The organism is Cellulosimicrobium sp. G4 BAM 1002, from assembly GCF_057126935.1.
In genome coordinates this window covers 3,658,169-3,679,323 of record NZ_CP182109.1, presented here as the reverse complement: position 1 = coordinate 3,679,323, position 21,155 = coordinate 3,658,169, and the positions used below count along the sequence as shown (strand labels likewise).

At 72.6% G+C, this 21,155-nt stretch carries 14 protein-coding genes, 1 tRNA gene and 1 pseudogene; 14 read left to right on the top strand and 2 right to left on the bottom strand.

Annotated features, from left to right (window positions below; all coding sequences use genetic code 11):
• Positions 1-78: 78 nt before the first annotated feature.
• Positions 79-711: a 5-formyltetrahydrofolate cyclo-ligase gene (locus ACMXGY_RS16390; protein ID WP_483774046.1), complete on the bottom strand. Its 633-nt coding sequence runs from the start codon at positions 709-711 to the stop codon at positions 79-81.
• Positions 712-910: 199 nt separating this feature from the next.
• On the opposite strand from ACMXGY_RS16390, the gene ACMXGY_RS16385 reads away from it, so the two are divergent.
• The 13 genes from ACMXGY_RS16385 to ACMXGY_RS16325 all read left to right on the top strand — a co-directional run bounded on the left by ACMXGY_RS16385 (position 911) and on the right by ACMXGY_RS16325 (position 16,281).
• Positions 911-3,178, top strand: coding sequence for an NTP transferase domain-containing protein (locus ACMXGY_RS16385; RefSeq protein WP_483774045.1), 2,268 nt, complete (start codon positions 911-913; stop codon positions 3,176-3,178).
• 83 nt (positions 3,179-3,261) lie between these two features.
• Positions 3,262-5,718, top strand: a complete 2,457-nt coding sequence (locus tag ACMXGY_RS16380) for a glycoside hydrolase family 94 protein (RefSeq protein ID WP_483774044.1) — start codon at positions 3,262-3,264, stop codon at positions 5,716-5,718.
• Positions 5,719-5,850: 132 nt separating this feature from the next.
• Entirely contained in the window at positions 5,851-6,501 is a 651-nt protein-coding gene (locus tag ACMXGY_RS16375; protein ID WP_483774043.1) for a GNAT family N-acetyltransferase, read from the top strand.
• Between the two features lie 61 nt (positions 6,502-6,562).
• Entirely contained in the window at positions 6,563-7,792 is a 1,230-nt protein-coding gene (locus tag ACMXGY_RS16370) for a hypothetical protein (RefSeq protein WP_483774042.1), read from the top strand.
• 65 nt (positions 7,793-7,857) lie between these two features.
• Positions 7,858-7,930, top strand: a tRNA-Ala gene (locus ACMXGY_RS16365).
• Between the two features lie 447 nt (positions 7,931-8,377).
• Entirely contained in the window at positions 8,378-9,658 is a 1,281-nt protein-coding gene (locus ACMXGY_RS16360; RefSeq protein WP_483774041.1) for an extracellular solute-binding protein, read from the top strand.
• Between the two features lie 106 nt (positions 9,659-9,764).
• Positions 9,765-10,754: a carbohydrate ABC transporter permease gene (locus ACMXGY_RS16355; protein WP_483774040.1), complete on the top strand. Its 990-nt coding sequence runs from the start codon at positions 9,765-9,767 to the stop codon at positions 10,752-10,754.
• Positions 10,751-11,638: a carbohydrate ABC transporter permease gene (locus ACMXGY_RS16350; RefSeq protein WP_483774039.1), complete on the top strand. Its 888-nt coding sequence runs from the start codon at positions 10,751-10,753 to the stop codon at positions 11,636-11,638. The genes ACMXGY_RS16355 and ACMXGY_RS16350 overlap by 4 nt, the downstream gene beginning before the upstream one ends.
• Positions 11,635-12,486 carry a DeoR/GlpR family DNA-binding transcription regulator gene (locus ACMXGY_RS16345; RefSeq protein WP_483774038.1) on the top strand — a complete coding sequence of 284 codons (852 nt, stop codon included), beginning with the start codon at positions 11,635-11,637 and terminating at the stop codon, positions 12,484-12,486. Before ACMXGY_RS16350 ends, ACMXGY_RS16345 begins: the two co-directional genes overlap by 4 nt.
• A 62-nt stretch (positions 12,487-12,548) precedes the next feature.
• On the top strand, positions 12,549-13,445 hold the full coding sequence (locus tag ACMXGY_RS16340; protein WP_483774037.1) for an SIS domain-containing protein: 897 nt from the start codon (positions 12,549-12,551) through the stop codon (positions 13,443-13,445).
• Entirely contained in the window at positions 13,442-14,485 is a 1,044-nt protein-coding gene (locus ACMXGY_RS16335) for an ROK family protein (RefSeq protein ID WP_483774036.1), read from the top strand. Before ACMXGY_RS16340 ends, ACMXGY_RS16335 begins: the two co-directional genes overlap by 4 nt.
• Positions 14,482-15,444 carry a 1-phosphofructokinase family hexose kinase gene (locus ACMXGY_RS16330; protein ID WP_483774035.1) on the top strand — a complete coding sequence of 321 codons (963 nt, stop codon included), beginning with the start codon at positions 14,482-14,484 and terminating at the stop codon, positions 15,442-15,444. Before ACMXGY_RS16335 ends, ACMXGY_RS16330 begins: the two co-directional genes overlap by 4 nt.
• Complete coding sequence (locus ACMXGY_RS16325; RefSeq protein ID WP_483774034.1) at positions 15,445-16,281, top strand: class II fructose-bisphosphate aldolase; 837 nt, start codon at positions 15,445-15,447, stop codon at positions 16,279-16,281.
• A 51-nt stretch (positions 16,282-16,332) separates the two neighbouring features.
• Here the strand turns inward: ACMXGY_RS16325 and ACMXGY_RS16320 are convergent.
• Positions 16,333-16,611, bottom strand: a pseudogene (locus tag ACMXGY_RS16320) (glycosyltransferase); the annotation flags it as partial.
• Between the two features lie 364 nt (positions 16,612-16,975).
• On the opposite strand from ACMXGY_RS16320, the gene ACMXGY_RS16315 reads away from it, so the two are divergent.
• A complete protein-coding gene (locus tag ACMXGY_RS16315; RefSeq protein WP_483774033.1) occupies positions 16,976-21,109 on the top strand; it encodes an NPCBM/NEW2 domain-containing protein in 4,134 nt (1,377 codons plus the stop codon).
• The last annotated feature ends 46 nt before the right edge of the window (positions 21,110-21,155 follow it).

Here is a 21,155-nt window from a genome sequence, read left to right as displayed (position 1 = left end):
GCTCCCGAGCGCACCACCCACCCCGACCACTCAGCCCGACCACGCGGGCGTTGAACCCGACCCGTGTGGAAGCAAGTGCTACGGGAGCCAGCGCCAGCCCAGGGGGGTCACGACGGCGTCGACGGTCTTGTCGTGCTGCTCGAGCGGAAGGGGGCGGTCCGCGGCGTCGTAGACCTCCTCGGGGAAGACGATGGCGACGACCTTGGTCCCCGGGCGCACGTGCTCAAGGGCGCGGTCGTACCACCCGCCGCCCTGGCCGAGCCGGACGCCGCGCGAGTCGACGGCGAGCGCGGGGGCGATGACGACGTCGGCCTGCGAGATCGCGTCGGGGCCGAGGGTGGGCGTCCCGGGTTCGGGCGGTCGTCCGGGTGCGCGGACCTGGAGGTCGGCGGGACCGTCGTAGACGGCCCAGTCGCGCTGCAGACCGGCGCCGAGCACGGGGAGGAGGAGACGGACGTCGCGCGCGGCGAGGCGTTCGAGGAGGGCGAGGGTGCCGGGCTCGGTGGGACGCGCGGCGTACGTCGCGACGCACGTGGCGGCGGCGACCTCGGGGATGGTCTCGACGACGTCGGCGATCGCGGCGGCCGCTTCCTTGCGGAGCCGGTCGGACCTCGTCTGGCGGTTGGTGCGGATGGCCTTGCGGAGGATCTCCTTCGCGTCCTCGGCTTCGATGCTTCCGTGCAGGGGGTAGGGCTGGGCCAGGCCACTCATGTCCCTATTGTCACCCGGCCGGAGGCGTGCGGCGGCCCAGGGCCGGGCGCGCCGCGCCGGTGTCGCGCCCGTGCCGCTTCCGTGCGCGCCGTCGAGGTGCCTATGATCGGGGCCAGGCGGTAGTACGGACTCCTGACAAATGGGTCTGGAGGCGGCCCGGCAGAGTGCCGACCAGAAGGTGCCGACCAGTGAGGACGCCATGACCGCGACCACGCCCGCGATCTCCACCGCCATCCCCGCAGCGCGGGCTCCGCGCGCCCGAGGCGTCACGCGTCCGGCGACGACCCGCGCCGCCGTCGTGCTGGCCGCCGGGCACGACGCCGCGTCGCGCGAGCTGCTCACGCGGCCCCTCGGGGACGCGACGGTCGTCGAGCTCGCGGTCGCGAACGTCCGCCGGGTCGTCGACGCGTCCCGGATCGTCGTGGTCGTCTCACCGGACGACCCGACGGTGCGCGAGCTGCTCGGCGAGGACGTCGTGTACGTCGAGCAGGGCGAGCCGCTCGGCACGGGCGACGCCGTCCTCGCGGCGCGCGGCGCGATCGCCTCGGTCCTCGGTACGGGCGCCGATGCGGACCCGACCGTCCTCGTCGCCTACGCCGACACCCCGCTCCTGCGGTCGGAGTCCCTGCTGGGCCTGCTCAACCGGCACACCCTCACGGGCGCCGACCTGTCGCTCCTGTCGGCCGTCGTCGACGACCCGGACGGGTACGGGCGCGTCGTGCGTGCCGAGGGGGAGATCACGGCGATCCTCGAGTCGTCTGAGCTCGAGGGGGCTGCCGCCGAGGCGAGGGCCGAGATCAACGTCGGGGCGTACGTCGCGTCGCCGGGCCTGCTGTTCGCCGAGCTCGAGCGCATGGCGGCCGACGGCGAGCACCGCCTCACCGAGCTCGCGCGCCGTGTCATCGGCGCGGGCCGACGGATCTCGTCGTACCGGATCGTCGACGTGGACGAGGTGCGGGGGATCAACACGCCCGACGAGCTGGCCCAGGCGGCGGACATCGTCCTCAAGCGGCTCTTCGTCCCGAAGAAGAACACCGACACGAAGATCGTGTTCGGGACGGGCGGCTGGCGTGCCGTGATCGGGGAGGGCTACACGCTCGCGAACGTGCGCCGGCTGTGCCAGGCGATCGCCAACGAGACGATCCGGCGAGGCCTCGACGCGAAGGGCGTCGTCATCGGCGGCGACCGGCGCTTCCTCTCGCGCGAGTCGGCCGTCGCGGCGGCCGAGGTCTTCGCGGGCAACAACATCGCGGTGACGCTCCTGCCCGACGACGTCCCCACGCCCCTCGTCACGTTCGCCGCCCCGTACCTGGGCGCGGCGTACGGGATCATCGTCACCTCGAGCCACAACCCGCCCGAGTGGAACGGCATGAAGGTGTTCCGCCAGGACGGCTCGCTGCCGCTCGACGACGAGACGGACCGCTACCAGGACGAGGCCAACGCCCTGTCCGTCGACGACGTCATCACGCTCGACATCGACGTCGCGCGCCGCACGGGTGTCGTCGTGGACCGGGTGCTCACCGACCCGTACGTCGACGCGATCGAGCGGATCGTCGACGTCGAGGCTGTGCGCGGCTCCGACCTGCAGGTGGTCGTCGACCCGATGTACGGGACGAGCCAGCTGACGCTCGGCACGATCCTGTCGGACATGCGCGTCCGCGCCGAGTTCATCCACGCCACGCACAACCCGTTGTTCGGCGGCATCGCGCCGGCTCCCGACCTGCAGCGGCTGAGCACGCTCGTGACGATGATCCAGCAGGGCGGCGGGCGCTACGACCTCGGCATGGCGACCGACGGCGACTCCGACCGCATCGGCATCGTCGACGAGACGGGCGAGTACATCTCGACCAACGACCTGCTGCTGCTCCTGTACTGGTACCTGCACGAGGTGCGGGGCGAGAAGGGCGGCGTCGTGCGCAACCTCGCGACGACGCACCTGCTCGACCGCCTCGCGGCCCACCTCGGCGAGGAGTCGCGCGAGGTCAAGGTCGGCTTCAAGCACGTCACCGCGGGCATGGCGGAGATCGACGCCGTCCTGGGCGGCGAGTCGTCGGGCGGCTTGACGGTCCGCGGCTGGATCCTCGGCAAGGACGGGATCTTCGCGTGCGCGCTCGTCGCGGAGATGCTCGCCCGCACGGGCAAGCGCATCTCCGAGCTGCGCTCGATGATCTACGGGATCACCGGCCGCCTGTACACGCTCGAGGCGGGCGTGCCCGCGACTCCGGAGATGCGGGTCGAGGTGCCCCGGCGTCTCGAGGCGCAGCCGCTCACGCACGTCGGCCCGTACGCCGTCGTCTCGGTCTCGCACCTCGACGGCACGAAGATCCTCCTCGAGAACGACAACTGGGCGCTCCTGCGGTTCTCCGGTACCGAGCCCGTCCTGCGGATGTTCGTCGAGGCCGACTCTCCCGAGAAGGCCGCCGAGCTCCTGGACTGGCTGCAGGGGTTCGTCACCGCCGGCGTCTGACGCCCGCACCCCGCCCGGCTCGACAGCACCCGTCACCACCCGCCGCCTCACCCGCCCACCCCACGACAGGAACCCGAGCAACGATGCGCTACGGCCACTTCGACACCGCGCGCGACGAGTACGTCGTCGAGCGTCCCGACGTCCCCGTCTCCTGGACCAACTACCTCGGGACGCGCGACCTGTGCACGGTCCTGTCCAGCACCGGCGGCGGGTACTCGTACTACAAGAGCTCCCAGTACGGGCGCATCTCGCGGTTCCGCCAGAACGGCGTCCCGCTCGACCGCCCGGGCCACTACGTGTACCTGCGCGACGACGCGGACGGCGACTACTGGTCGGTGTCGTGGCAGCCGGTGGGCAAGCCGTTCGTCGGGCCGGGCGAGGAGCTCGACCCCGCGGGCGGCGCGGGCCGCTGGACGACGCGCCACGGCCTGAGCTACACGACGTTCCGCTCCGAGTACAAGGGCATCGACGCCGAGCAGACGGTCTTCATCCCGCTCGACGACGACGTCGAGCTGTGGGACGTGCGCGTCACCAACACCACGGACGAGGTGCGCGAGCTCACCGTGGGGTCGTACGTGGAGTTCAGCTTCCACACGATCACGATCGACAACCAGAACCTGCAGATGTCGCTCTACGCGTCCGGGTCCTCCTACGAGGACGGGATCATCGAGTACGACTTCTACTACGAGCCGTGGACGTTCCACTACTTCGCGTCGAGCGAGACGCCGTCGTCGTACGACTCGCTGCGCGACAGCTTCATCGGCCCGTACCGCTCCGAGGCCAACCCGATCGCGATCGAGCGCGGGCACGGCTCGAACGCCAGCGCCACGACGCAGAACCACTGCGGCGCGCTGCAGCACAAGGTCACCCTGGCGCCGGGCGAGACCAAGCGGCTCGTCTACATGCTCGGGTACGGCTCGCGCGACGAGGCCGGCCGCGCGATCCAGGCGAAGTACGCCGACGTCGCGACGGTGGACGCCGAGCGGGAGCGCCTGCGCGGCTACTGGCGCGCCAAGCAGGACAAGCTCCGGATCCGCACGCCCCACGAGGGCATGAACACGATGATCAACGCCTGGACCCTGCTCCAGGCGGAGACGTGCGTGCAGTGGTCGCGGTTCGCGTCGTTCGTCGAGGTCGGCGGGCGCGCCGGCCTCGGGTACCGCGACACGGCCCAGGACGTCATGAGCGTCATCCACTCCAACCCGACGAAGACGCGCCAGCGCATCGTCGAGCTCCTGCGCGCGCAGACCGAGGCCGGGTACGGCCTGCACCTGTTCGACCCGAAGGCGTTCGACCCCGACGCCGAGAAGCTGCCCGACGTCCCGTCACCCACCATCGTCCCCACCGTGGACCCGAAGGACCTCATCCACGGCCTCGAGGACACGTGCTCGGACGACCACCTGTGGCTCGTGCCGTCCGTCGTCGAGTACGTCAAGGAGACGGGCGACCGGTCCTTCCTCGACCTGGAGATCCCGTTCGCGGAGGGCACGCCCGGCACCGTCTACGACCACCTGGTCCGGGCGCTCGAGTTCTCGGCCGAGCAGGTGGGCCAGAACGGCGTCGCGCTGGGCCTGCGCGCCGACTGGAACGACTGCCTCAACCTCGGCGGCGGCGAGACGTCGCTCGTGACGTTCCTCCACGCGTGGGCGATCGGCGCGTTCCTCGAGATCGCCGAGCCGCTCGCCGCGGCGGGCGACGAGCGGGCCGAGGCGGACGTCGTGCGGTTCACGGCCGAGCGCGAGCGCATCGCCAAGGTCGCGGACGCCCAGCTCTGGGACGGGCGCTGGTGGATCCGCGGGTACACGCGCGACGGCGTGAAGATCGGCTCGGCCGAGAACGAGGAGGGCAAGATCTTCCTCGAGCACCAGGCCTGGCCCGTCATCGCGGGCATCACGAGCCAGGAGCGCGGCGAGGCGTCGATGGACGCGGTGCGCGAGCTGCTCGGCTCCGAGTACGGCAACCACCTCAACTGGCCGGCGTTCACGAAGGTCGACGACACGGTCGGCTTCGTCACGCGCGTCTACCCGGGCATCAAGGAGAACGCCGCGATCTTCTCGCACCCCAACGCGTGGCCGATCATCGCGGAGGCGATGCTCGGGCGAGGCGACGAGGCGGTGCAGTTCTACGACGCGATCCTCCCGTACCACCAGAACGAGAACATCGAGGTGCGCGGCGCCGAGCCCTACGCGTACGTGCAGTTCCTCTACGGCCGGGACCACGAGTGGTTCGGCAAGGCGCAGAACCCGTGGCTCACGGGAACGGCCGGCTGGATGTACACCGCCGTGACCAAGTACGTCCTCGGCGTGCGCCTCGCGCTCGACGGGCTCGTCGTCGACCCGTCGGTCCCGAAGGACTGGGACGGTTTCGAGGTGCGACGCGAGTGGCGCGGCGCGGTCTACGACATCGAGGTCCGCAACCCCGACCACGTGTCGACGGGCGTGCGCTCGGTGACCGTCGACGGCGTCGCGCACGACCCGGCAGCCCCGATCCCCGCGCAGCCGGCCGGGTCCGAGGTGAGCGTCGTCGTCACGCTGGGCTGACCGCCTCGGGCGCCGTCGGGTGCCCGGGTCACCGGCCGGTGGCGCGCGGGCGCCCGGTGGTGCCACCCTGTGCACCGAGGACCGGGCACCCGCCCGTGCCCGCCGAGAGACACCGAGGACGGTCACCGCCGGATGACGCACAAGATCGCGCGCGGGTGGACCGTCGCCAAGCCGTGGCCCGTGACGCTCCGGGAGGACGCGCTCGACGGGACGGTCGTGCTGCGGCCGCTGCGCCGCCGCGACGCGAGTGCGTGGATGCGCCTGCGCGCGCGCAACGCGGAGTGGCTCGAGCAGTGGGAGGGCACGTCGCCGCGTCCGGGGACGGGAGGCGGCCCGCCGACGTTCGCCGAGTACGTCCGCGTGCTGTCCTCCCAGGCGCGTGCCGGGACGTCGCTGCCGTTCGCCGTCGAGCTCGACGGCGAGCTCGTCGGCCAGCTCACCGTCTCGTCCATCACGTACGGGTCGCTGTGCGGCGCGAGCATCGGGTACTGGGTGAGCGAGCACGTCGCCGGTCGCGGGATCATCCCGACGAGCGTCGCGATGGCGACGGACTACTGCTTCGCCGTCCTCGGGCTGCACCGGATCGAGATCAACATCCGCCCGGAGAACGGGCCGAGCCTGCGCGTCGTGGAGAAGCTGGGCCTCCGTGACGAGGGCGTGCGCGAGCGCTTCCTGCACATCCAGGGCGCGTGGCGCGACCACCGGACGTTCGCGATCACGAGCGAGGAGGTGCCCGACGGGCTCCTCGCCCGCTGGCAGGCGTCTCGGCGCGAGGCCACCTGAGGCGTCCGACACGCCGGGGCGCGTGCGAGGCGTCGCCGCACGCCTCGCCTACCGTCGTGATGTGGAATCGGCCTCGGGGATCGTCGCGCTCGCGGTGGTCATGCTGTGGCTGGGGTTCTACGTCCCGCACCGGGTGCGTCATCGGCAGCAGCTGCTGGAGGCGCGCACGGAGGACCGCTTCTCGGGATCCCTGCGCGTCCTGGCCGTCGCCGGCCCGGCCGGCGGGGCGCTCGACCGGTGGGACGCGAGGCTCGGCGGCACCACTGCCGTCGCGGCGATCGCGGCCGGACCGGGCGGTGGGTCGGCGGTCACGACCCGCGCCCTCCTGGGGAGCGGGGGAGCAGGGCAGCAGGATCGGCCGGACGGCCGGACGCACGACGAGGAGGGATCGCACGCCATGGGGAGCACCGTCAGCGCGTCACCCCCTCGCGGGGCGCAGCCACGTCGTGAGTCGTCCCGGCTCGCCCTCCTCGAGCGGCGCGCCGCCGCGGCGCGTCGCCGGCTCGCACTCACCGTCGTGCTGCTCCTCGCGAGCGTCGTGGTGTGGGTCGTCGTCGCCCTCGGGTTCGTGCCGTGGTGGGCGGGCGTCGCCCCGACGGCGGTCCTCGGGCTCGTGCTCGTCCTGGGCCGGCGGGCTGTGCTCGCCGCGCAGCGGTCCGACGCCGCCTGGCTGGCCGAGCGCCGCGCCGCCGCACGGGCGGCGCGTGGGGCGGTCCTCGGCAGCCCCGCCGCGCCGCGCAACGTGCGACCCCGCGTCACCGGCCGCGCCGTGCACGGCTCGCAGGTGAGTACCCAGATGATCCCGCGCGTCACTGCCAAGGACCTCGCTCGAGCCTCCGCCGCGGCGACGGCCGACGCCGTGCCGGCGTCGACCGCCACGGCCGCACGCGAGGGTGGCACCCCGGCGAGCCCGCCGGCCTCCGCCGGCGCGGACTCCGAGGAGCCCGCTCCGGAGCGTGCCGAGACGCGGCGCGCCGACGTCCCGTCGGGGCGCGCCTGGGATCCGGTCCCCGTGCCGCCGCCGACGTACACGATGAAGCCCACCGCGCCGCGTCGCGAGCCCGCTCCGCTCACGGCCGACGACGTGTCGCCGGCGCGTGCGGGGAGCGCCGTCGAGGACGGTGCCGCGCCGGGTGCGCCGACCCGTGCCGAGGGTGTGCCCGCAGGCACGAGCGACCCGGCGACCGGCGCCCCCGAGCCGGCGGAGGGCGACGAGCGCAAGCCCCGTACGGAGACGCTGGGGCTCGATCTCAACGAGATCCTCGCGCGCCGTCGGGTCGCCGGAGAGTAGCTCCCCCCGGGGGTGGCCGGTTTGCGAGACCCCGCCCCCGGGGTGTTAGTCTGTACACCGCTCAAGGGGCTATGGCGCAGTTGGTAGCGCGTCTCGTTCGCAATGAGAAGGTCGGGGGTTCGAATCCCCCTAGCTCCACCGGTCGAAGGCCGCTGATCTGCACCAGTGCAGATCAGCGGCCTTTTGCATTTTCCGCGCGACTCAAGGCCGAGAGCCGGGCGCGGCGCGCGACCGCAGTCGGCCGACCCTCGTCGGCCGAGGACGCCCGGGCTCCGGATCGCTCTGCCTGCGACGACCGCCGACGACCTCTGCGCCCGCCGCGCGGCAGCGACGACGCGAACGCGCGGCCCGAGCCCGACCGCGCGGTCACCGCCCCTCGGCGTCATGCTCGAAGGTGACGTTTTGGTGACGGAGGTGCTCGACTCTGGACGCCACCTCGCGTAACGTGCTTCTATGTGACGGTAACGAGCAGGAAATGATCGTGATCTATCAATGGTGATGACAGATCCGGTCGTTCCTCCCGGGCGCGTGCCTCACGTGGTCCGGACCGATCGACCTCATGGCAACGAAGCGGAGGAAGAAGACATGAAGGACCCGAACACGCGGCGCACGACCCCGGTGAGCCGCCCGCTGCGCCTGGTGGCGCTCACTGCGGTGGCCGGTCTGGCGCTCTCGGCGTGCGGCTTCGGCGGCCAGGGCGGTGGCGGCGAGGACGAGGGCGACGGCACGACGCTCGACCTGCTCGTCCCGACGTACTCGGACGAGACCCAGAAGCTCTGGGAGACCGTCATCACGGGCTTCGAGAAGGAGAACCCGGACGTCACGGTCAACCTCGAGGTGCAGTCCTGGGACAACATCAACGACGTCATCCGCACCAAGGTCCAGTCCGACCAGGCGCCCGACATCCTCAACATCGACGCGTTCGCGGGCTACGTCGAGGACGACCTGCTCTACCCGGCCGAGGACGTGCTCTCGCCCGAGACGATCGCCGACTTCCAGGAGTCGTTCGTCGAGAACGCCTCGATCGACGGGACGCAGTACGGCCTGCCGTTCATCGCGTCGGCTCGCACGATGTTCTACAACAAGGACCTCTTCACGCAGGCCGGCCTCGACCCCGAGGCCCCGCCAGCGACATGGGACGAGCTCAAGGACGCGGCGACGAAGATCTCCGCGCTCGGCGGCGGCACCTACGGCTACGGCCTCCCGCTCGGGTCCGAGGAGGCGCAGGCCGAGACGGCTATCTGGTTCTTCGGCAACGGCGGCGGCTACGGCGACGCGTCGGAGATCACGGTCGACACGCCGGAGAACCTCGAGGCGACGCAGTTCTTCCAGAGCCTCGCGACGGACGGCGTGACCCAGCCCGACGCGGGCGCGACGGACCGCACGCCGCTCATCGACGTCTTCATCCAGGGCAAGATCGGCATGATCGTCGGCCTGCCCCCGACGATCGGTCAGATCGCGGACAAGAACCCCGACCTGAACTACGGCACGGCGCCGGTCGCGACCAAGGACGGCTCGCCCGTGACGCTGGGCGTCGCCGACCACCTCATGGCGTTCAAGAACGACGAGGACAAGCAGGACGCCATCACCGCGTTCCTCGACTACTTCTACTCGGCCGACGTGTACGTGCCGTGGGTCGACGCCGAGGGCTTCATCCCCGTGACGAAGTCGGGCGGTGAGGAGCTGGCCGACAAGGAGACGATCGCGCCGTTCCTCGACCTGCTCCCCGACGCGCAGTTCTACCCGTCGACGAACCCGAAGTGGTCCGCCACGCAGGGGGCGATCCAGTCCCTCATCGGGCAGGTCGCGCAGGGCAAGGACGCGCAGTCCGTGCTCTCGGAGATCCAGGCGAAGGCTGACGAGTGACCGTCCGGTGACGGCCGCCGGGCGGCGGGAGACCCTCTCGCCGCCCGGCGGCACCGCCCGCACGACCACCCGAGACCCTCACCCCGGCACCCTGAGGACCACCACGATGACCACCGAAACGACCGGCACCCAGGCCGGTGCCACGACCGCGAGCCCCGCGCCGCCGTCGGACCACCACGCCGCGCCGCCCGGCGCGGACGACCGCTCGCGCCGCACGTGGCGCGGGACGCTCGCCGCCCTCCCGTGGGTCGGGCCGAGCATCGCTCTCATCGTCCTGATCGTGCTGTTCCCCGCGGGCGTCATGATCTTCAACTCGACGCGCGAGATCTCGCAGGCCGGCGTGGACCGGGGGAGCGTGGGTCTCGAGAACTACGCGGACGTCTTCTCGATCGAGGCCCTGCCGCGGGTCCTGCTCAACACGGTCGTGTGGGTCGTGGTCGTCGTGGGGCTCACGGTCGTCATCTCGCTCGCCCTCGCGAACTTCCTGGACAAGCAGTTCCCCGGCCGCCAGATCGTCCGGCTCGCGGTGATCGTGCCGTGGGCCGCGAGCGTCGTCATGACGACGACCGTCGTCTACTACGGCCTCCAGCCGAACTACGGCATCATCAACCAGTTCCTCGCCGACGTCGGGATCCTCGACGTCGCGGACTACGGCTTCACGAAGAACGCGACGTCGGCGTTCGTCGTCGCGATCCTCGTCGCCGTGTTCGTCTCGCTGCCCTTCACGACGTACACGATCCTCGCGGGGCTGCAGGCCGTGCCGCACGACGTCCTCGAGGCCGCACGCATGGACGGTGCCTCGCCGTCGCGGACCTACTTCTCGGTGATCCTGCCGCAGCTCAAGCCTGCGCTGTCCGTGGCGGCGCTCATCAACATCATCAACGTCTTCAACTCGCTGCCGATCCTGCGCATCATGACCGGCTCCATCCCGGGCTACGACGCCGACACGACGACGACGCTGATCTTCAAGCTCATCCAGTCCGACCGCCGGGTCGACCTCGCGTCGGCGCTGTCGGTCGTGAACTTCGCGATCGTCATCCTCGTGATCGTCGCCTACATGCGCATGGTCAAGCCGATGAAGGGAGTGGACGAGTGAGCGCCACGACGCAGCAGCCGCTCCGCAAGGCCTCGAGGTACCGCACGGGCGGCCCCGGTGCGGGCGGATCGGTGACCGGGCGCGTGATCGCGGGCATCGTCGTCGCGCTCCTGTTCCTCGCCCCCTACGGCATCATGCTCTTCGGCTCGCTCAAGAGCCGGCCCGAGATCCTGCAGATCCCGCCGACGTACCTGCCGAACGAGTGGCACTTCGACAACTACCTGACCATGTGGTCGACGCCGGAGACGCCGCTCCCGCAGAACCTCGTCTCGACGATCGTCATCTCGGTGTTCGCGACGGTGCTCGTGCTCCTGGTCTCCGTGCCGGCGGCGTACTACACCGCACGGTTCCGGTTCCCCGGGCGGCTCGCGTTCCTCTTCCTCGTCCTCGTGACGCAGATGCTCCAGCCGGCCGTGCTCGTCGCCGGCCTGTTCCGGCAGTTCCTCGCGTTCGGCATCGTCGACACGTGGCTCGCGATGATCCTCGTCAACGCCGCGTTCAACCTGGCGTTCGCGGTCTGGATCATGCACAGCTTCTTCGCGAGCGTGCCGAAGGAGGTGGACGAGGCCGCGCAGATCGACGGCGCGGGCCGCTGGGCGGTGCTGTTCCGCATCAACCTGCCGCTCGTGTGGCCCGGCATCGTCACGGCGATCATCTTCACGTTCGTCGCCGCGTGGAACGAGTTCGCCGCTTCTCTCGTCATCCTGTCGACGGCCGGGAACCAGCCGCTGTCGGTCGCTCTGACGAAGTTCATCGGGCAGTACGACTCCGCGTGGCAGTACGTGTTCGGCGTCTCCATCGTGGCGATCGTCCCCGTCATCATCCTCTTTGCGATCATCGAGAAGCGCCTCGTCGGAGGCCTGACCGCAGGGAGCATCAAATGACCACGACCAACGACGACCTCAACGTCGACCCGGCGGGCCTCGCCGGGCTGGGCAAGTCCGTCCGCTGGGAGCGCATGCTCGCGCTCCTCGCCGACCGTCGCCGGCTCTCCGTCACGGAGGTCGCGGACGAGTTCGGCATCTCGGAGTCGACGGTGCGCCGCGACTTCGACCAGATGGCCGCACGCCAGCTCGCGCACCGCACGCACGGCGGCGTCGTCGCGGCGTCGATCGCGTACGGGCTGCCGCGCCGGTACAGCAAGCAGGTCGACGACAAGCAGCGCGTCGCCGCGGCGGCGGCCGCGCTCGTCCTCGAGCGGTACACCGCGCCCGTCGTCGGCCTCAACGGCGGCACGACGACGACGCTCGTCGCCAAGGCGCTCGGGGAGCAGACCGAGGAGACGTCGGAGGACGCGCTCCAGCAGAGCGGGCACGCCCTCACCGTCGTGACGAGCGCCCTGAACATCGCGACCGAGCTCGTCCTGCGCCCGCAGGTGCGCACCGTGTGCCTCGGGGGGACGGCGCGCGCCCAGTCCTACGAGCTCACGGGACCGGCCGCGATCCAGATGGCCCGCACGCTGTGGCTCGACGTCCTCGTCCTCGGGATGCTCGGCATCGACGCCGCCGCGGGCCTGACGTGCGGCGACCCGGACGAGGCGGGCGTGACGACCGCGCTCGTCGAGCGCTCGCGCTCCGTCGTCGCCGTCGGCACCTCGGACAAGGTCGGCACCCGTTCCTTCGCCCAGATCTGCGAGATCTCGCAGGTCAGCACCCTCGTCACCGACAGCGGCGCGACCGACGGCGCCCTCGACCCCCTCCGCGAGGCGGGCGTCGAGGTCGTCGTCGTGTAGCGACCGCCACCTCGCGACCGGCACCACGCCGGCCGCTCCTTCGCAGAAAGGTACGCAGCACCATGAGCACATCCCACGTGAGCGCCGAGATCGCCAGCCAGCCGGAGGTGTGGCGCGCGGCGGCCGAGCTCGCCGCACGGAGCGCGGACGTCCTCCCGCAGCCGGGGGAGCGTGTCGCCGTCGTGGGGTGCGGGACCTCGTGGTTCGTGGCGCAGGCCTACGCCGCCCGGCGCGAGGCGCTCGGGCTCGGCGAGACCGACGCGTTCGCGGGCAGCGAGTACCCGTTCGGACGCCGCTACGACCGCGTGGTGGCGATCACCCGGTCGGGCACGACGACCGAGGTCCTCCAGCTCCTCGAGGAGCTGCGCGGCGAGCAGCGCACGCTCGCGATCGTGGGCGACCCCACCTCGCCGGGGGCGACGGCCGCGGACGACGTGGTCGTCATGGAGTTCGCCGACGAGCGGTCGGTCGTGCAGACGCGGTTCGCGACGGCGGCCCTGAGCCTCCTGCGCGCGTCGCTAGGCGACGACGTCGAGAAGCTCGCCGCGGCGGCCGAGGAAGCCGTGACGTGGGAGGTCCCGGCCGAGCACCTCGACCGCACGCAGTTCACGTTCCTCGGGCGCGGGTTCTCGGTCGGCCTCGCGAACGAGGCGGCGCTGAAGATGCGCGAGGCGTCGCTCGCGTGGGCCGAGTCCTACCCGGCGATGGACTACCGCCACGGGCCGATCAGCATCTCGGACAGCACGAGCGTCGTGTACCTCCTGGGGGAGGAGGTTCCCGGCCTGGTCGAGGACGTGGAGCGCACGGGCGCGCTCGCCGTGCGGTTCGACGAGGACCCGCAGGTCACGCTCGTGCGCCTGCAGCGCCTCGCCGTCGCGAACGCCGAGCGCAAGGGCCTCGACCCGGACGCGCCGCGCCACCTCACGCGCTCGATCATCCTCGACTCCCCGGCGTCGTGAGCACGAGCACGGCCGCCGCACGGCCCGTGGTGGTCGCGCTCGACGTCGGCGGCACGGACGTCAAGGCCGCGCTGATCGACGCCGACGGCGTGCTCCTCGAGCAGGTGTCGCCCACGCGCGCGAGCGACGGTCCCGAGGCGTCGTTCGCCGCCGTGCTCGGAGCGATCGCGTCGGTGCGCGAACGGGTCCCCGACGGGCGCCCCGTGGCGGCCGTCGGGCTCGCGGTGCCGGGCACGGTGGACGAGGAGCGGGGCGTCGTCGTGAGCGCCGAGAACCTCGACTGGGTAGACCTGCCCGTGCGCGCGCTCGTCGAGGACGCGACGGGCCTGCCCGTCGGGTTCGGGCACGACGTGCGTACGGGCGGCATCGCGGAGTCCCGTCTCGGCGCAGGCCGGGGCGCGCCAAACCACGCCTACGTCTCCGTCGGCACGGGCATCGCGGCGGCGATCGTGCTGCGCGGCGAGCCGTACGCCGCGCACGGCTGGGCCGGCGAGATCGGGCACGGCGGGGCACGCGACGGCGAGCGGTGCCCGTGCGGCGGGCGCGGGTGCGCGGAGACGTTCGCGTCGGCCGCGGGCATGGCGCGCGCCTACCGGCGCCTGACGGGCGCGTCGGCGGACGCGGTGCCCGGCGCGCGCGAGGTGCTCGCGCGCGCGCAGGCGGGGGACGACGTCGCGCGCGGCGTCTGGGAGCGCGGCGTCGACCGGCTGGGCGAGCTGGTCGCCGAGCTGACACGCGCCCTCGCACTCCCCGTGGTCGTCGTGGGGGGCGGCCTCGTGCGGGCAGGCGACGCGCTGCTGCGCCCGCTCGACGCCGCCGTCCGCTCCTACCTCACCATCCACCCGGCGCCGCGCCTCGTCGCGGCCGAGCTCGGCTCGGCCGCCGGCGTCCACGGTGCCGCGCTCCTCGGGTGGGACGCGGCGCGCGCCGCCGGCCTCGACGTGCCGCGGCAGCACGCGGCCCGGCTCCACGCAGCGGCGACCGCGCAGGCGGCGCCGGTGCCCCGCACGCTCGTCACGGCCGACGGGGTCGGCCCGTGACCGCCCGACCGGCGCACGTCGTCGCGCTCACGCCGAACCCCGCGTGGGACGTCACCTACGGCGTCGACCGGCTCGTGCCGGGCGAGTCGCTGCGGGTCCGGAGCGTCGTGGCGCGTGCGGGCGGCAAGGGGGTCAACGTCGCGCGCGTCGCGCGGGCCCTCGGTGCGTCGAGCGTCGCGGTGTGCCCGCTCGGTGGTCCGCTCGCCGCGCCGTTCGCGGCGGACCTCGAGGCCGACGGCCAGGAGTCCGTCGTCGTGCCGGTCGCCGGTGCCGTGCGCCAGTCCGTCGCCGTGGTGCCCGCCGAGCCCGGGCCGGAGGACGACGGTCACCCCACGGTCCTCAACGAGCCCGGCACGGCGCTCGCCGACGTGGAGTGGGACGCGCTCGTGGCCGCGGTGGTGGGCGCCGTCGGGCCGGCCGTCGTCGCGACGGTGTCCGGCTCGCTGCCCCCGGGGACGATGCGCGACCGCATGGTCGAGCTCGTCACCGCGCTGCGCACCGCGGGCGCGAGGGTCCACGTCGACGTGTCCGGGCCGGGCCTGCTGTGGGCCGCCGACGCGGGTGCGGACCTTCTCAAGCCGAACCGGTCCGAGCTCGCCGAGGCGACCGGGTTCGCCGACCCGGCGCTCGCCATCGCCGAGCTGGTCCGGCGCGGGGCCCGGTCCGTCGTCGTGACCGACGGCGAGCGTGGGCTTGCCGCGTACGAGGCCGGGCCGGCCGGTGATCCGGTGCTCGTAGGCCGCGCCCGCCTGGCCGCGCCCGTGGCCGGGAACCCCACGGGGGCGGGCGACGCGGCGATGGCCGCGCTCGCCGTCGACCCCGCCCTGCCCTGGGCGCGACGCCTCGCGCTCGCCGCGGCGACGTCCGCCGCGGCCGTGCTGCAGCCCGTCGCGGGCGCGGTCGACCGCGCCGACGTCGACCGCCTGCTCACCCACGTCGTCACCGATCCGGAGGACTGAATGCCCCTCGTCACCACCGACCGCCTGCTCGACCCCGCCCGCGCGGAGGGCCGCGGCGTCGGCGCGTTCAACGTCATCCAGGTCGAGCACGCGGAGGCGTTCGTCGCCGCCGCCACGCGCGTCGGCTGCGGCGTCGTGCTGCAGATCAGCCAGAACGCGGCCCGGTGGCACGGCGCGCTCGAGCCGCTCGCCGCCGCAACGCTCGCGATCGCGCGCGCGGCCGAGGTGCCGGTCGTCGTGCACCTCGACCACGCCGAGGACCGCGAGCTCGTGACCGAGGCGATCGGGCTCGGGTTCACGTCCGTCATGTACGACGGCTCGGCGCTCGACTACGACGCCAACGTCGCCGCGACGGCCGCGGTCGTCGACCAGGCGCGCGCCGTCGGCGTGTTCGTCGAGGCCGAGCTGGGGAAGGTCGGCGGCAAGGACGGCGTCCACGCGCCGGGCGTGCGGACCGACCCCGCGGAGGCCGTCGCGTTCGTCGAGGCGACGGGGGTCGACGCGCTGGCCGTCGCCGTCGGGTCCTCGCACGCCATGACCGACCGGACGGCGGCTCTCGACTTCGCCCGCATCGCCGAGCTGCGCGCCGCCGTGCCCGTCCCGCTCGTGCTGCACGGGTCGTCGGGCGTGGCCGACGCGGACCTCACGCGCGCCGTCGAGACGGGCATGACGAAGATCAACGTCTCGACCCACCTCAACAACACCCTGACGACCGCGCTCCGCGCCTACCTCGACGCGAACCCGGCCGTCGTCGACCCCCGCAAGTACCTCGGCGCGGGTCGCGACGCGATGCGCGACGAGGTGGTGCGGCTCCTCGAGGTGCTCCGCGCCGCGTGACCGCGCGGCTACCGCAGGCGGTCCTCGCAGGTTCACGCCCGCGCCGTGCCAGCCGATGCGGGCCGCGATCTCCGGCTTGTCGAGGTCTCCGCCGGCGACCACGAGCGGTACGTCGTGCCGCAGCGCCTGGAGGACGCCGCCGAAGCCGCCGTTCGTGACCATCACGGACGTGCGCGGGAGGAGCCGTCGGTACGGGACCAGCGGCGCGACGCGCGCGTTGGCGGGCACGGGCCCGGGAAGCGGGTCGCTCCGGTGCCCGAGGCCGACGACGACCAGCACCTCCTCGTCCGCGTGCACGACGTCTTCCCACCAGGCGGGGAGCGGCGGCATGCCCGTCGCAGGGTCGGTCCGGGCGTCGGTGAGGTGCCCGACGACGAGGAACGGCGAGTGCCACGCAGCCGCGGGAACGTGGCGGCGAGGTCGCGCTCGTCGAAGTCGGGCGCGGCGTCGCACGGGACACCGCGTGCGCCGACCTCGTCGAACATCGTGACGTACGACCGCCCGGTGTAGACGCGCACGTCGTGACCGCGGCGGGCCGGAAAGTGGGTCTTGCGCCGCGCACGGGGATCGGTGATGCTTGGTGCGTGATTCAACGACGAATCGCGCAGAATCACGCAGACTCTGCCGGATCACTGACCAACGGTCGTTCAGCGCCGACACACTGCGCGCTGAGCCGCCCGGGCGAGGGAGCTCCATGAAGCCAGTACGTCAGCGACACCCCGCGAGCCGCGCTCGCGGACTGCACCCCCGGGCCGCGGCGGCCACGCTCGCCGCCGTCGCGCTCGTGGCCACCGGGCTCGTCGCCGTCCCCGCGGGCGCCGCCCCGGCGACGGAGGCGGAGACCACCGCAGCCGCGGTCGACGGCCCCACCCCCATCACGCCGAAGCCCGTCACGCCGGAGGTCCCGGTCGCGGCGGAGGGCACGCCGATCGGGGCGATCACCGCCGTCGAGCAGGACGGGAACGTCGTCACGCTGCGCGCCGCGAACGGTGCCGCGCGCGTGACGTTCCTCGACGACGCGACGCTCCGCGTCGAGGCGGACCCGACCGGCGCGTTCACCGACCCGGCGAACACGCCGCAGGGCGACCCGGCCCGGACGGCGAACATCGTCGTCGGCGCGGAGGAGTTCCCCGGGACGGCCCCGACCGTCCAGGACGGCGACACCATCACGCTCGCGACGGACGCCGTGACGCTCACGGTCGACCGCACGACGAGCCGCATGACGCTCACGCGCGCGGACGGCTCGGTCGTGTGGGAGGAGTCGGCGCCGATCACGTTCGGGTCGAACAGCGCGACGCAGCACCTCGTGCCGCGCGAGGGCGAGCAGTTCCTCGGCGGCGGCATGCAGAACGGCCGCTCGATCCACACGGGCGCGACGATCAACGTCGCGCGCTCGTACGACTGGGACGACGACGGCTCGCCCAACGCGGTGCCGTACTACATGACGAGCGCGGGCTACGGCGTCCTGCGCAACACGTTCGCGCGCGGCTCGTACGCGTTCACGCAGGACGCCACGACGACGCACGAGGAGCGACGCTTCGACGCCTACTACTTCGTCGGCGACTACAAGCAGGCGCTCGACGGCTACACCCAGCTCACGGGCCGCCCGCACATGCCGCCGGTCTACGCGCTCGAGTACGGCGACGCGGACTGCTACAACCGCTCGTCGGAGACGTACAAGGCGCGCAACCCCAACTCGTGGAACGTCCCCGGCAAGCTCCGCACGCCGGACGCGCTCGAGATCGCGCGCGACTTCGTCGAGCACGACATGCCGGGCGGCTGGATGCTCGTCAACGACGGCTACGGCTGCGAGTACGTCGAGCTCCCCGAGACCGTCGCCCAGATCGAGGCCGAGACGGGGATCAAGACCGGCCTGTGGACCGAGCGCTCGCTGACCAACCAGGCGTACGAGGTGGGCGAGGCCGGCATCCGGATGCGCAAGCTCGACGTCGCGTGGGTGGGCTCCGGCTACCGCATGGCCCTCACGGGCTGCGAGGCCGCGCACGACGGCATCGAGGCGAACTCCGACGCGCGCGGCACGGCGCTCATGGTCGAGGGATGGGCCGGGTCCCAGCGCTGCGGCATGCAGTGGACGGGCGACCACTCGGGCAACCTCGACGCGGTCCGCTGGCAGGTCCCCGCGCTGCTCAGCTCGGGCAACTCGGGCCAGGCGTTCACGACCGGTGACGTCGACGGCATCTTCGGCGGGTCCGCCGAGTCCTACGTGCGCGACCTGCAGTGGAAGGCGTTCGCGCCCGCGCTGTACTCGATGAGCGGCTGGGCGTCGGTCGACAAGCGCCCGTGGCTGTACGGCGAGGAGGCCACCGAGATCAACCGGAAGTACCTCCAGCTGCGCCAGCGGCTCCTGCCGTACATCTACACGCTGGCCGCCGAGTCGCACACGTCGGGCACCCCGATGATGCGCTCGCTCGCGCTCGAGCACCCCGACGACCCATACGCGTACGGCGCCGAGGCCAACACCGAGTTCCTGCTCGGCGAGGACTTCCTCGTCGCGCCGGTCTTCACCGACTCCGACGTGCGCAACGGGATCTACCTGCCCGAGGGCCAGTGGGTCGACTACTGGACCGGGACCCTCTACGACGGCGGTCGCGTCGTCGACGGGTACGCCGCGCCGCTCGACACGCTCCCCGTGTTCGTCCGCGCCGGCGCCGTGGTCCCGCAGGGCGAGGTCGCGCGCAACGCGTCGCTCGTGCCCGAGGACTCGCCGGTCACGCTCGACGTCTACCCGCAGGGCGAGAGCAGCTTCGAGCTCTACGAGGACGACGAGGTCACGCGGGCGTACGCCGACGGCGCCGCGTCGCGCCAGGTGTTCTCCGTCACCGCTCCGGAGCATGACGCCGGCGACGTCGTCGTGACGATCGGCGAGCGCGCGGGGGAGTACGCGGGCAAGGCCGACGCGCGGCCGTACGCCCTCGACGTCCACACCGGCTCGGCCCCCGACGCGGTGAGCGTCGACGGCACGACTCTCGACGAGGTCGCGGACGCCGCGGCGCTCGAGGCCGCCGAGACCGGCTGGTTCTACGACGCCGACGCACAGGGTGGGGTCGTGCGCGTCAAGGTCGCCGCCGTCGAGTCCGATGCGACGGCGACGATCACCCTCGCCGGGACGAGCGCCGTGGGCGGCGAGGACTCGGACGCGCAGCGCGCGCACGTGTCCGTCGCGCTCGACGAGCAGGTGTTCCAGGGCGAGGAGACGACGGCACGCGTCACCTTCCACAACACCGGTACCCGGGCGAAGGACGACGTCGAGATCACGCCCACGGTCCCGGAGGGCTGGGACGTCGTGAGCGCCGAGGGCACGACGGCCGCGTCGGTCGAGCCGGGCGGCTCGCTCGAGGCGACGTTCGTCGTCTCGCCCGGATCCGGGTCGGCGGCGGGCGCGCAGAGCGTCGGCGGCACGGCGACGTACGTCGATGCCGCGGGCGGCGAGCGCTCGATCGTGGGCGCGAACCAGATCGACGTCGCCTACGGGAGCCTCGCGGCGGCGTTCAACCACGTCTCGATCACGTCGGTCGCGACGAAGGACGCCGGCAACTTCGACGGCGGCGGCGCCTCGTTCTCGGAGGACGCGCTCGCGGCCGCCGGGGCGACGTGGGGCGAGCCGCTGACCGTCCAGCGCGGCGAGGACACGATCGAGTTCGTCTGGCCGGACTCCGAGCCCGGCGTGCCGAACTCGATGGCGCTCGACGGGCAGACCGTGGCCCTCAGCGGGACGGGGACGCACCTCGCGTTCCTCGGCTCGTCGGCCACGGGCGCGGGCGTCACGCCCGAGGTGACGGTCACGTACGCGGACGGGACGACGTCGAAGCAGACGTTCTACTTCCCCAACTGGCTCATCCAGGCGTCGGGCCCGCTCAAGGACGCGAACGTCGCGGTGGCGAGCAAGGGCCGCAACAACGCCAACAACCCGGACGGCTACGAGTACCCGACGTACAGCTACCAGGTGTACGCGAACGTCGCGCCGCTCAACCCCACCAAGGAGCTGCGGTCCGTGACGTTCCCGACCGGGACGAGCGCCAAGCTCTTCGACGTGCGGCCGGTGTCCCTCGGCCTGCCCGACGCCCCCACGGGCGACGTGTGGGCGTCCGACCTGGAGTGGACGTCCGCGTCGAACGGGTACGGCGTCATCGGCATCGACGTGGCGAACAAGGACTCCGCGTCCTCCCCCGACAAGCCGCTCGTCATCAACACCACGCCCGAGCTGAAGAAGACGTACGCGAAGGGCCTGGGCGTGCACGCGGCGTCGAAGGTCACGTACTACCTCGGCGGCCAGTGCACGCGGTTCACCGCGGACACCGGCCTGGAGGACGGCTTCAACGGGTCGGTGATCTTCACGGTGGACGTCGACGACGTGAACCGCTACCAGGGCTCGACGTTCCAGGCCGGGTTCCCGACCGAGACCGTCGACCTCGACGTCACGGGCGCGCAGTACGTCGACCTCAAGGTCGACGCGCCCGGCTCGATCAACGGCGCCCACGGCGTGTGGGGCGACGCCAGGTTCGAGTGCGGCGACGACGCGCCGCAGGTCGCGTTCACGGCCGAGGCGCAGCCGCGCACGCTCGCCGGCAAGGTCTACCTCGCGGTCCGCGTCGTCAACGACGAGGACGTGCCGGTCGACGTCACGGTCACCACGCCGTACGGCGAGAAGACCTTCGCCGGCGTCGCACCGGGCACCAACGCCTACCAGTCGTTCGCGACCCGCCAGGCCGCGATCGAGGCGGGCGAGGTGACCGTCACGGCGACGAAGACCGTCGACGGCGAGGACGTCAGGTCCTCGCAGACCGTCGGCTACGACGCGGCCGGGTAGCCGGCCGCCGTACCCGTCACGGGTACCAGGAGCGCGGGGTCGGCCG